The following is a 12,352-nucleotide window of genomic DNA, read 5'->3' as shown; positions in this document are numbered from 1 at the left end:
TGCAATTGGAATGTTCAACACCGATCCACTGTGGGAGCTGGCTTGCCTGCGATAGCGGTCTATCCGTTGCACATGTATTGCCTGACACACCGCTATCGCAGGCAAGCCAGCTCCCACATTTTTGATCGCGTTATGGCAGTGGCTTTTGTAAATACGCCATGCTGCTGCCCAACGCCTGCTGGATATCCGCCAGCCCATGCACGCTTTCGGCAAACGGCTCGAACGACAGATAGCCGCTGTAACCGGTGCTCAACAAGGTGTCGATCTGCGCCGCATTACCGAGGATATCGTCCTCGCCCACCAGCACGCGGTGGCCGTCGCGGATCGAGTCGAGCGGCGCCTCGCGGTCTTCCACCCCGGAGATATGCACAAGGCCTGTCAGCTCCGCAAAGAACTCATGCTCGCCGGCCAGGTGATGGTGAAAGGTGTCGTGCACCACACGGAACACATCCAGACCACCGATGGCCTTGATTGCATCCACTGCCACACGCTTGCGACGCAGGGCGGATACGGTGAAACCCAGGGGTTCGATGAAGCCGAGAATCCCGTATTCGCGCAGGATCAACGCCAGTTCGCTCAACGCGGTGCGCAAACCGGCGGCGCGCTGCGCGTCGTTGCGCGTATCGCCAGACTGATTGAACGGGCACATCACCAGGCCCTGGGCCCCGCATTCACGGGCGTAGGTGGCCAGTTCGATTGCCTGGGCCCGGCGTTCGTCGTTCCAAACATCAAAGGGGTACAGCGCGTTGATCGACAACACCTGGATGCCCTGCGCGGCGCACAACTCACGCACGCGGCTGGCGGACATGCCGTATTCGATCTCGCGGTTCTTGAGGTCGTTGCGGATCTCGATGGCATCGCACTGAAGGGCTTTGGCCAGCTGGATAAAATCCGCCAGGGGCAAATCAGGCGCGACCATACGGTTAAGGGCAAAACGTAGCGGCGACTTCATTGTTGTTGTTCTCCGTCCAAAACCGTTTAAAGGTCCAGCAGCCAACTGTGCTGCGGGTCGTTATGGAAATGCCAGGCGCGCTTGGGGCCGGCCATGACGTTGAGGTAATAAGACTCGTAGCCATACGGCACACTGACCGGGTGATACCCCTTGGGCACTACCACCAGGTCGCTGTTTTCCACGGCCATAGCCTGGTCGATGCTGCGATCGTCGGTGTACACGCGCTGGAACACAAAGCCCTGGGGCGGGTTGATCTGGTGGTAGTAGGTCTCTTCCAGAAAGCTCTGATGCGGCAGGTCGTCAGTGTCGTGCTTGTGCGGCGGATAACTTGAGGAATGCCCCGAAGGCGTGCGCACCTCCACCACCAGCAGCGAATGCGCCGGCTCACTGTCGGGCAGGATGTCGCAGACATAGCGGGTGTTGGCGCCTTTGCCGCGCACACTGCGTTTGCACTGCTCGGGGCGTATCAGGCGCGGGGCAAAGCCCACAGCACCGGGCGCTGCGCAGACGGCAATCTGCACATCGCTCAGGGCCGTAACCCGGGCGTCAGTGCCCGGCGGCAAATAGGCGGCGAACGGTGACTTGTCTTCGAACACCGACTGGCGATCGCCCAGGTTCTGCCAATTGAAGCCTTCGCCTTCGATATTCACCCGACCGCTGAGCAGCACCAGGCACAGCTCCTGATCGCCCGCGCTGACCGGCAAGGTTTCGCCCAGGCTCAAGCGGTAAGCGGCGAAGCCTACGTACTCCAGGCGCCCCGCCTCCAGGGCAACCATGGTTTGCCCGCGTTTGCTGCTTTTGACCAACAAGCTCATCACTCAAACCCTCTCGTCGAGCAGCGCACGCAAGGTGTCATAGCCCTTTTTCGCGTAGATATAGCTGGGCGCCACGGCCGGGTCCTGCTCGGCTTCCACCACCAGCCAGCCTTGATAGTTCGCAGCCAGCAACACGTCCAGCAACGACGCAAAGTCGATATCGCCGTCGCCGGGTACCGTGAACGTGCCGTTGACGATGCAATCGGGAAAGCTCCACATCTGGTTGCGCGCCAGTTGCACCACCGGCTTGCGCACGTCCTTGAAATGCACATGGCAAACGCGGTCGATGTGCTTGCGCAACACCTCGATGGGTTCGCCGCCTCCCATGTAGCAGTGACCCGAATCGAACAACAGACCAACTTCCGGGCCCGTGCGTGTCATCAACTGGTCAATGTCTTCGGGTGACTCAACGTAAGCGCCCATATGGTGGTGGTAGGCCAGGCGCACGCCTTGGGACAAGGTGAAACGCGCCAGCTCGGTGAGCTTGTCGGCGTACGCCTGCCACGCCTGCTCACTGTGAAAGCGCGGACGCTCGATCAGGCGAATGCGTGAACCCTGGATCGAGTCGGCGACTTCGCCGTACACCAGTACGTTGGCGCCGTTTTGTTTGAGCAGTTCGACATGCCCGGCAATAGCCTCGATTTCCTCGGCCACCGAACGACGAGCCAGGCGGCTGGAGTACCAGCCGGAGACGAGGGCCAGGTCATAGGGGCGCAGCACGTCGCCGACGCCCTTGGCATCCTTGGGGAATTTGCCATTGAGTTCAAAACCTTCGTAGCCGATGTCCTTGCCTTCGCTCAGGGCCGTGCTCAACGGGGTTTCACCGCCAAGGGCCGGGAGGTCATCGTTGCTCCAGGAGATCGGGTTGATGCCAATTCGGATTGCGGGCATGGCTGCACCTTTATTATTCAAGTCGCTTCTCAACTGTAGGAGCGAGCTTGCTCGCGAAGATCGCTAACGATTACACCGGCATTCTGACGAAGCGCGGTGCCCATGCGTTTTTCGCGAGCAAGCTCGCTCCTACAGGTATCGGTCATGTATCAGGTTCGAGCACTGCGCCAGGCGTTGATGAGTTGTTCGAAGGTAGCCTGTACCTGCTGGATCAAGGTCTCATCATCGATTTCCCCCGCCATCCACGCCCGGCTCGGCTCCTGGAATATCGTGCGGCCCACGGCAAACCCGCGGCAGGTGCTGCTCTGGCTGGCCTGCTTGAAGCCATCAGCCAAAAACTCAGGGGAGGCATTCAGGCCCAGCAGCACCACGCCACGGCAGTACGGGTCACGCTCCTGGATAAGTTCGTCGAGCTTTTTCCAATCCTCGGCCGACTGTGCCTCGATCTTCCACCACGCCGGGTAGATACCCAGGTTGTACAGGCGCTTGAGGCTGCGATACAAAACGTCGGGGTAAGAGGATGGGTGATCCTTGGGCGGGATGACTTCCAGCAGCAGTTCATGGCCGCTGACGATGGACGCCTCATACACCGCCTTGAGCTGCGCTTCCTGTTCCAGGCGCAGCATCGGCTCGTCATCGGGGTGAAATTGCACCAGGCACTTGATGATCTGTTCCTGGGGCCAGGCAATCAGGTTACTGCCCACCGAACGGCCGTGTTCGAACGCCAGGGGCCGAGAGTTCTGCACTTCGACCGGGCGGGCAATCCACCAGCCGCGGCCACTGGCGGCGTTGAGGGCATCCTGGCCGAAACGCTGATCAGCGAGCAGGCCCACATCGGCCTCAATGCCCTGCTCGGCGAGCTTGTTCTCCACACGTTCAATGGCCTGGATAAACAGCTGCTTGATGGCGCTGATCCGCGCCAGATCCTGGCCGCCTTTTTGCGCCAGCTCCACCAGCTGCCAGCGGTGGTCGAAAGCGAACACGAACAGTTGCTTCCAGGCCTTGCGCGGCACCGTGACGCGGTGCAGGCGCTGCAAGGTTGCATCCTGGTCGGGCCGAGTGATCGGCACCGGGCTATTGAACAGGTAATCGAGTTCGGCGGGCGTGGGCATGGCCGGTGCGCAGGCGTGCCTCGAGACCACCAGGCCGCCACAGGCATTGGCCAACTGGCTGCAACGCTCGTCGCTGGCGTCATTGAGCCAGCCACTGAGAAAGCCCGACATAAAGGCATCGCCGGCGCCCAGCACATTGAGCACTTCAACGCGCACACCGGGATAGATCGCCCCGTCTTCCAAGCGCGCAGGGATTGCACCGTGGATCACCGTGCAGCCCTGCGGGCCGAGCTTGACCACCAGGGTCGCCGGGGTCAGTTCACGCACCGTGCGCAGGGCCGTGAGCAGGTCTTCACTGCCGCCGGCGATGAGAAATTCTTCTTCCGTGCCGACGATCAGGTCAAAACGCGGCAGGATTTTCTGCACATGCTGGCTGACATTCTGGTCGGCAACAAAACGGGTTTCGCCATCAGCCTTGCCCGCCAGGCCCCACAGCACCGGACGGTAGTCGATATCCAGCACCCGCTTGACGTTGTGTTTGGCGGCGTATTCCAGCGCCTGGATGCTGGCCTTGTACACGCCGTCGGTGGAGAAATGCGTGCCGGTGATCAGCAGCGCCTTGCTCGATGCAATAAAGGCTTCGCTGATGTCTTCGGCGCGCAGGGCCATGTCGGCGCAGTTTTCGCGGTAGAACACCAGGGGGAAAGTTTCGCGGTCCTTGAGGCCCAGCAACACCAGGGCGGTGAGGCGCTCCGGGTCGACCTTGATGCCGCTGACATCGCAGCCTTCGCGAGCCAGGGATTCGACCAGAAAACGGCCCATATGGTCGTCACCCACCCGGCTCAGCATCGCCGACTTAAGCCCCAGCCGGGCAGTGCCGAACGCAATGTTGGCGGAGGAACCACCGAGGTATTTGGCGAAGCTGGACACATCCTCAAGCCGCGCCCCCACTTGCTGCGCGTAGAGGTCGACGCCCAGGCGCCCGAGGCAAATCAGATCCAATTGACGCCCACTGGCAAAACGAGTCTGGCCCATGCTGGCTCCTGTTATTTTTATCAGCCTGCGCTGTGCCGCCGTGGTGGCGGCAAACGCTCTTGGTGGGAGCAGACTAGAACGTCCGACGGCGGCAATCAATATTTATTCCATAATTATTTTTAGTGGAATATTTTTTCCAATACGTCAGCATAGCGTCACGCCAGCGCCCGTGCATCGTTTCAGCAGGCCACGCGGGCCGTGATGTCGGGGTATTTTTTTGCGCCTACCCTGTAGACTTGCGCCAACCATCAGCGCATCAGACGAACACGCCAAAAGGATTGCCCATGTCCCGCACCGATCCCGAGACCACCCTGGAAGAAACTGTCGCCAGCCCTCCGATCAATGCCGAGCGCCTGTTGCAGCTGATCACCGACGAATACGAAAGCCTGCCGCGCCAGCTCAAGCGCATCGCCAGTTACATGAGCCAGCAGAGCGACCGCATCATGGTCGATCGCATCAGTGACATCGCCCGTGAATGCGAAGTACACCCCTCGGCCATCGTGCGGTTTTCCCAGCGTTTCGGCTTCAGCGGTTTCAGTGAAATGCAGGCGCTGTTTCGCGAGGCGTATACCCACAAGACCACGCCGGTGCAGAACTACCAGCAGCGCATCCGCAGCATGATCGCCAACAAGTCGCAGAAAGCCAGCGGCGGCGACCTGGCGCGTGAATGCGTCAACGCCACCCTCTCGGGCATCGAACGCCTGGGCCTGGAACTGGACGATGCGGCTTTCGAGAAAGCCGTGGACCTGGTGGTCAATGCCGACAACATCTACGTGGTCGGCGTGCGCCGCTCCTTTGCGGTGGCCGACTACCTGGTCTACAACCTGCAGCACACCAACAAGCGCATCCACCTGATCTCAGGCCTGGGCGGCAGTTATCGCGAGCAGATGCGCAGCGTGCGCGCCAATGACCTGGTGATTGCCATCAGCTTTACCCCCTACGGCAAGGAAACCCAGCACTGCCTGCGCATTGCCCAGCATCACCAGGCCAAGACCCTGATCATCACCGACAGCAACCTGTCGCCGCTGGCCAAGCGCGCGAATGCGGTGCTGTTGGTCAATGAAGGCTCTTCGTTTGCCTTCCGCTCGCTGAGCGCCACCTTGTGCCTGTGCCAGGCGTTGTTTATTGCGGTGGCGTATCGGTTGGAATTGAAGGTGGATGAAATTCATGAGCAGGTCGGGTTCGACGACTGACATGCGCCATCTGTAGGAGCGAGCTTGCTCGCGAAGAACTCACAGGCGCCGCGTTCATTCAGCAAGCACGCTTAATCGTTGACGATCTTCGCGAGCAAGCTCGCTCCTACAGTAATTGCGCCAGGGCCCGGCCGTGGAAGCGGATCTGCGCCAGGGTCAACGCGGTGTAGCCGATAATCACCGCGGGCGGCAACGTTACCTCGACACAGAACTTGCCCAGTGGCTGCAAGCTCAGCCCGGCGTCGGCAGCGCGGGCGCAGAAATCCGCCTCTGACACCCCTGCCGGTAACCACAACACAAAATGCAGCCCGGCCTGCTCACCACTGACCGTAACGCCCGGCGGGAGGCACGCGAGCAAGGCATCACGCCGCGCCTGATAGGCCTGGCGCGAAGCGCGCAAATGCCGCACGAACGCACCGCTGCCAAGAAAATCCACCAGGCCCGACTGATCGCTGGCGCCTACCGAATGCCCGGTCAGTTGCAAGGTGCGCAGCAGTGATGGGCGCAGGGCTTTGGGCACCACCATGAAACCCACTCGCAAGCCTGGAAACAGGTTTTTGTTGAAGCTGCCGCAGTAGAGCACGCGGTCATTCGTATCCAGGGATTTGAGCGCGGCCAGAGGGGCGCTGTTGTAGTTGTACTCGCTGTCATAGTCGTCTTCGACCACCCAGGCATCCGCCCGATGTGCCCAATCCAGCAACGCCAGACGGCGCGATACCGACAGGGTCACGCCCAGCGGCGCCTGGTGCGCGGGGGTGACATACGCCAGCCGTGCGTGTGCGGGGAGCTGAGCGGTATCTAGCCCTTCGGCGGTGACCGGAATCGACTGCACCTGTGCACCGGCCAGGTTGAACAGACGCCGCGCCGGGGTGTAGCCGGGGTCTTCGACGCAGGCCAGGTCACCCGGTTGAAGCAGTGTACGGGCAACAAGGTCAAGGCCATGACGAATGCCGGTGGTAACAATCACTTCGTCCGCCTCACAGTGCATGCCGCGATAACTGCGCAAGTAATCCGCAATGTGCTCCCGCAAGGCCGGCAGCCCCCCCGGGTGCGCGGCCTCCAGCACACCAGCGCCCGCGGCCAGCAAACCACGGGAGATGCAGCGCGCCCAGGCTTTGCGGTCGAACAGGTTGGCATCCGGGCGCCGTGCAACAAAGGGCACATGGCTCTGCACACCGGCGTGGGGTGGGTCGGCGTCAACCGGTCTGCGCAGCATGTGTTTTGATGCCGGGGCCGCAATGAATTGCTCGGGAATCACCGCGCACACCCGCGTGCCGGAGCCCGCCACACGCTGCACATAGCCTTCACTGTGCAAGCGGTCGAACACCGCCTCAAGGGTGCCACGTGAAACCTGCCAACGCTCGGCCAGGCTGCGGGTCGATGGCAAGCGGCTGTCGGCCGGCAACTGCCGATTCAGGATCGCCCCCCGTAACGCCTCATAGGCGCCCTGTTGTTTACCCGCACTCAGGTTGTCCGGGCGCGGCAGGTCAAGGTGGGAGGCGGCTTTTCCTCGGCGCATAGTGGTCCAGTCCTTCCGTGCACAAGTGGTTCTGCGGATTAAACCACAACGTCGCTAGAGTCCGGGCTCTACCCCTCGCGAAGTAACCGCCCATGACGCAACGTATTCTCGCCCCTTGGTTCTGGCTAACGCTGCTGACGGTCCTGGTGGGCCTGCCGCGTCTCACCCTGGACCTGCACTTGCCCGCCCTGCCCGCTATGGCCGACTACTTCCAAACTTCGGACAGTCAACTGCAACTGGTGCTGACGCTCTACACCCTCGGTTCGGCGGTTTCCTTGCTGGTCAGCGGCCCGCTTACCGACCGCTTCGGCCGTCGCCCGGTGTTGCTGGCCGGGTTGGCGATTTATGTGTTGGCGACCGTCACCTGCGCACTGGCCGACAGTCTGGGGGTGTTGATCATTGCGCGGCTGTTCCAGGCCCTCGGCGGGTGCTGCACCACGGTGATTGGCCGGGTGATTGTGCGCGACTATTTTGCCCCGCAGGAGCAGGCGCGCTTGCTGGGGTTGATCTCCATGGCGATGGCAGTATCGCCCATGGCCGCGCCGGTGCTTGGCAGCGTGTTATTGCCCCTCTTGGGTTGGCGAGGCTTATTTGTGTTGCTGGGGGTGATTGGCAGCCTGTTGTGCCTGGTGGTGCAACGGCGCCTGCCGGAAACCCGTCCGCCGCAAGTGGCCGCTGCCCCGCCGCCCCACTTGCTGCGCATCTACGGTCAACTGCTGCGCGACCGTTATTTCCTGCGTTATGCCTTGGCGATCGGCTGCGTTTACAGCACCTATTTTCCGTTTATCAGCGAGTCTTCGGCGTTGCTGCAACGCGGCTTTGGTTTGTCGCCCAGCACCTATGCGCTGGTATTTGCCGCTACGATCAGTGGCTACATGCTCGGCGCCAACCTGTTCCGCCGCCTGGTGGGGCGGTTCGAGGCAGACCGCTTGATCAGCGTTGCCATCGGCCTGAATGTGCTGGGCAGCGTGATGCTGGCGACAGCCACAACAGTGCTGGCGCAGGATTGGCTGGCGATTGTATTGCCGATGGTGGTGATCATGGTATCGGTGGGGCTGACGATGCCTGCCTGCCAGTTGTCGGTGTTGCAGCCCTACGGCGCGATGGCCGGAACGGCGTCGGGGTTGTTCTTTTTTATTCAGATGATTGTGACGGCGCTGAGCAGTTGGGCCACCGGGCTGCTGTCGGATGGCACTGCGCAACCGCTGGTGATCATGACCTCAATGGCCAGCGCCTTGCTGGTCACCAGTTGGCTGACACTGCGTAAAACCAAAAGTGGGAAGGAGCAAAGCCCTTCCCACCCTTTACCGAGCCAGGCCCGGATTTAGTGCATGAAGATCGCGATCAGGATGATCACCGGAATCGGCACGCCGAGGAACCACAGCAGTAATGAGCGCATGATGCTTTCCTTTAATGAATGGACCTTGAATTAACGAACGTAGTTTTCGGTTTCGACGTACACCACAGCATCCCGGCGGCGACCGCCGAAGGTGGCAGCGAAGCTGGCGAAGAAAGCACCGATCAACAGCGCCACGAAGGTCCACAGCGAGGTGTAGGCAGCCACTTTGGCGGCGGTCTCGGCGGCTTGCTTGGCCTTGAGCTTGGCGTCTTCGATGGCTTTACGGGCCTCGCCGTAGACTTTGTCGATACGCGCCTCGGCATCGGCCTGGCTGAGGTTGGTGCGTTGGGTGATCAACTGGGCCAGGTAGGCACGGTCTTCGGCAGCCAGTTGGCCGTCATTGCTCAGGGTGCGGGCAAAGATACGGCCGACCACGGCGTGCGCCGCGTCGTCGCTGACCGCGGCTGGGCGGTCATCGCGGAACAGGCTGTCGACGTAATAGCCGAAGTCGCCGCTGTCGGCACCTTTGGCTGCGCTGCCGGCCGCCTGGGTCAAACCACTGGCGGCGCCCGACGCGACGCTGGCACCGGCTTTAACACCGCCGCTGACCACACTGCTGACCGAACCGACCACCAGCATTGCCGTGATCAGGGTAGCCACAGCCCACGCCAGGAAACCATGGGCGGTATCGCGAAAGTAGACTTCATCGCCGTGCATATTGGCCCACTTCACCCGCAACCGGCCGGCGATGTAGCCGCCCAGGCCCGATGCGACGATCTGGGTAAAAGCCAGCCAGACAATCGTGGAAATGCCAAGACCCTTGGCGCTGATACCGCTGTCGGCCCACGGCGACACCGCCGAAAAGCCAAGGCCAAAGCCCAGCAGCACCAGAATCAGTGACAACGCAGCCGCCGCAGCGGCCCCGGCGAAGATCGCCCCCCAGGAAACCCCGGAGAGCGTGCTTGACTCTTGCAGCGCGGATGAGGATGTGATCATTGTTGTTTTGCTCCAGGCATGAAAAATAGTGTTACAAGTCTCAAAAGGGACAGTGCAGGCACCATGCCAGTCGCCATACGATTTAAAATTCTTATTTTTCAGTAAGTTAACTAAATTGAACTTCGCAAAACCATGCAAGTTGCAAGAAAGGTGGGTTAAGACCGGGCGATATGCATTCTTCCGTCGGGCACATTCCATGTAGGAGCGAGCTTGCTCGCGAAAACCCCCACAGGCGCCGCGTTGATTCAGGAAACACGCGTTATCGTTGACGTTTTTCGCGAGCAAGCTCGCTCCTACAGGCATTAGCGCTTGCCCCCCTCCCACACTGGGTTGTGTCAGTCATGGTGTCAGTTTTGCCAAGATGAAGTTTTATTTAGGAAACATTCAGCAACTTCTTGGCAAAATAACCTCCACTTCTAGTGTGAACGCTCACCAGGTACTCCTATGACCCGCATTTTGACCATCGAGGATGACGCCGTAACGGCCCGCGAAATCGTCGCCGAGCTGAGTAGCCATGGACTGGACGTAGACTGGGTAGACAACGGCCGCGAGGGGCTGGTCCGCGCCGTGAGCGGCGATTACGACCTGATTACCCTCGACCGCATGTTGCCCGAACTGGATGGCCTGGCCATCGTCACCACCTTGCGCACGATTGGGGTATCGACGCCAATCCTGATGATCAGCGCCCTCTCCGATGTCGACGAGCGTGTACGCGGCCTGCGTGCCGGCGGCGATGACTACCTGACCAAGCCGTTCGCCTCCGACGAAATGGCCGCCCGTGTCGAAGTGCTGCTGCGGCGCAAAAGCACGGTCAAGGAGTTCGAAACCGCCCTGCGCGTGGCGGACCTGGAGTTGAACCTGATCAGCCGCGAAGCCAGCCGCGCCGAGCAGCCGCTGACGCTGTTGCCGACCGAATACAAACTGCTGGAATTTCTGATGCGCAACACCGGGCAGATCCTGTCGCGCATGATGATTTTCGAGGAAGTCTGGGGTTATCACTTTGACCCGGGCACCAACCTGATCGACGTGCACATCGGTCGCCTGCGCAAGAAAATCGATCCCCCGGGCCTCACGCCGCTGATCCGCACGGTACGAGGTTCCGGGTATGTCATTGCTGAACCCCTCTAAGGGCTGGCGTTCTTCCAGCAGCCGCTTGCTGGCGCTGTACAGCTCGTTGTTCGTGGCGTGGAGCTGCATCCTCATGGGGGTGCTGTATTACGAGGTGTCGGGCTACCTCAGCGACCTGTCGCGCCATTCTCTTCTGCAACGCCAGCACTTGTTCCAGCGTTTTGACGGCGAAGCCCTGGTCGAAGCGCTGACCACCAGCATGACCTTCGACATGAAGGGCGTCGACGCCTACGGCTTGTTCGACGAGCAGTTCCGGCCCCTGAGCGGCCCGATCCGCACGGTACCGGCCGACCTGCCGCTGGATGGCAAGATCCACACCCTGGCCAACTGCGTCGAATCCGATGACCCCAAGCTGCCCAAGGACAGCTGCGACGCCGTTGCCACCCACACCGACGACGGGCGCTGGCTGGTGCTGGTGCGCGCCAACGGCTCGCTGTTCGGCGTAACGCGGATCATCTGGCATGCCCTGCTGTGGGCGCTGTCGTTGACCATCATCCCCGGCGCTGCCGGCTGGCACCTGCTGCGCCGCCGCCCGTTGCGGCGCATCCGCGGGATCCAGGCCAGCGCCGAAGCCATCGTCGCCGGCGACCTGACGCACCGCTTGCCGCTGTCTGATCGGCGCGACGAACTGGACATGCTCGCGGCCATCGTCAACGCCATGCTCGAACGCATCGAGAAACTGATGAACGAGGTCAAGGGCGTGTGCGACGCCATCGCCCACGACCTGCGTACCCCCCTCACCCGCCTGCGCGCGCAGCTTTACCGCATCAAGCAGCAAGCCGAGGAAGACTCCGCCCACGCAGTGAAACTCGATGACGCCATTGCCGAAACCGACACACTGATGGCGCGCTTTCGCGGGCTGCTGCGCATTTCCGAACTGGAAGATCACCAGCGTCGGTCAGGCTTTTTGGTACTGGACCCGCTGCCGTTGCTGCGCGAACTGCATGACTTTTATCTGCCCCTGGCGGAGGAAGGTGAAATGGAGTTGGTATTGCAAACTCCCGAATCATTGCCGTGGGTGACCGGCGATCGCGCCCTGTTGTTTGAGGCCTTGGCCAACCTGTTGAGCAATTCGATCAAGTTCACTCCGCCCAATGGCAAGGTCATCCTGCGAGCGGTCAATGATATGGGCAGTACGCGCATTGAAGTGCTCGACTCGGGGCCCGGAATTCCGGCGGCTGAACGCGCGTCGGTGTTTCAGCGTTTCTATCGGGTGGATGAAAACGATCAGCAAGGTGGCTTTGGTCTGGGGCTGTCGATTGTGGCGGCGATCATCAACCTGCACGGTTTCAAGCTCGAAGTCGGCACCAGCGAACTGGGCGGCGCCCTGCTGGTGCTGGAATGCCGCCAGCAGTTGATACCGGAATAGAACGTAAGGGACATCAAGGACGGCGCTTGCCCTAACACCATGTAGGAGCGAGCTTGCTCGCGA

The 12,352-nt window shown here is 61.2% G+C and carries 10 protein-coding genes; 4 read left to right on the top strand and 6 right to left on the bottom strand.

Annotated features, from left to right (window positions below):
• Positions 1-130: 130 nt before the first annotated feature.
• The 4 genes from TX23_RS14670 to TX23_RS14655 all read right to left on the bottom strand — a co-directional run bounded on the left by TX23_RS14670 (position 131) and on the right by TX23_RS14655 (position 4,745).
• Positions 131-952 carry a TIM barrel protein gene (locus tag TX23_RS14670; protein WP_057702772.1) on the bottom strand — a complete coding sequence of 274 codons (822 nt, stop codon included), beginning with the start codon at positions 950-952 and terminating at the stop codon, positions 131-133.
• A gap of 26 nt (positions 953-978) precedes the next feature.
• On the bottom strand, positions 979-1,767 hold the full coding sequence (gene iolB / locus TX23_RS14665) for a 5-deoxy-glucuronate isomerase (protein WP_057702771.1): 789 nt from the start codon (positions 1,765-1,767) through the stop codon (positions 979-981).
• A 3-nt stretch (positions 1,768-1,770) separates the two neighbouring features.
• On the bottom strand, positions 1,771-2,658 hold the full coding sequence (gene iolE / locus TX23_RS14660; RefSeq protein WP_057702770.1) for a myo-inosose-2 dehydratase: 888 nt from the start codon (positions 2,656-2,658) through the stop codon (positions 1,771-1,773).
• 149 nt (positions 2,659-2,807) lie between these two features.
• A complete protein-coding gene (locus tag TX23_RS14655) occupies positions 2,808-4,745 on the bottom strand; it encodes a bifunctional 5-dehydro-2-deoxygluconokinase/5-dehydro-2-deoxyphosphogluconate aldolase (RefSeq protein ID WP_057702769.1) in 1,938 nt (645 codons plus the stop codon).
• Between the two features lie 284 nt (positions 4,746-5,029).
• On the opposite strand from TX23_RS14655, the gene TX23_RS14650 reads away from it, so the two are divergent.
• A complete protein-coding gene (locus TX23_RS14650; RefSeq protein WP_005787722.1) occupies positions 5,030-5,938 on the top strand; it encodes a MurR/RpiR family transcriptional regulator in 909 nt (302 codons plus the stop codon).
• Between the two features lie 106 nt (positions 5,939-6,044).
• Here TX23_RS14650 and pdxR read toward each other — a convergent pair whose 3' ends face one another.
• Positions 6,045-7,457, bottom strand: a complete 1,413-nt coding sequence (gene pdxR / locus TX23_RS14645; protein WP_057702768.1) for a MocR-like pyridoxine biosynthesis transcription factor PdxR — start codon at positions 7,455-7,457, stop codon at positions 6,045-6,047.
• A 92-nt stretch (positions 7,458-7,549) separates the two neighbouring features.
• Here pdxR and TX23_RS14640 point away from each other — a divergent pair, with 92 nt between their 5' ends.
• Positions 7,550-8,785 carry a multidrug effflux MFS transporter gene (locus tag TX23_RS14640; protein ID WP_057702767.1) on the top strand — a complete coding sequence of 412 codons (1,236 nt, stop codon included), beginning with the start codon at positions 7,550-7,552 and terminating at the stop codon, positions 8,783-8,785.
• 101 nt (positions 8,786-8,886) lie between these two features.
• On the opposite strand, the gene TX23_RS14635 is transcribed toward TX23_RS14640, so the two are convergent.
• Positions 8,887-9,792, bottom strand: a complete 906-nt coding sequence (locus TX23_RS14635; RefSeq protein WP_057702766.1) for a hypothetical protein — start codon at positions 9,790-9,792, stop codon at positions 8,887-8,889.
• Between the two features lie 444 nt (positions 9,793-10,236).
• On the opposite strand from TX23_RS14635, the gene TX23_RS14630 reads away from it, so the two are divergent.
• A complete protein-coding gene (locus tag TX23_RS14630) occupies positions 10,237-10,920 on the top strand; it encodes a response regulator transcription factor (protein WP_005787712.1) in 684 nt (227 codons plus the stop codon).
• Positions 10,898-12,289 (top strand): sensor histidine kinase, encoded by a 1,392-nt coding sequence (locus TX23_RS14625; protein WP_057702765.1) that lies wholly within the window; start codon positions 10,898-10,900, stop codon positions 12,287-12,289. Before TX23_RS14630 ends, TX23_RS14625 begins: the two co-directional genes overlap by 23 nt.
• Positions 12,290-12,352 lie beyond the last annotated feature (63 nt).

This window comes from Pseudomonas paralactis, from assembly GCF_001439735.1.
Classification (GTDB): domain Bacteria; phylum Pseudomonadota; class Gammaproteobacteria; order Pseudomonadales; family Pseudomonadaceae; genus Aquipseudomonas; species Aquipseudomonas paralactis.
This window is presented reverse-complemented; position numbering and strand designations above follow the sequence as displayed.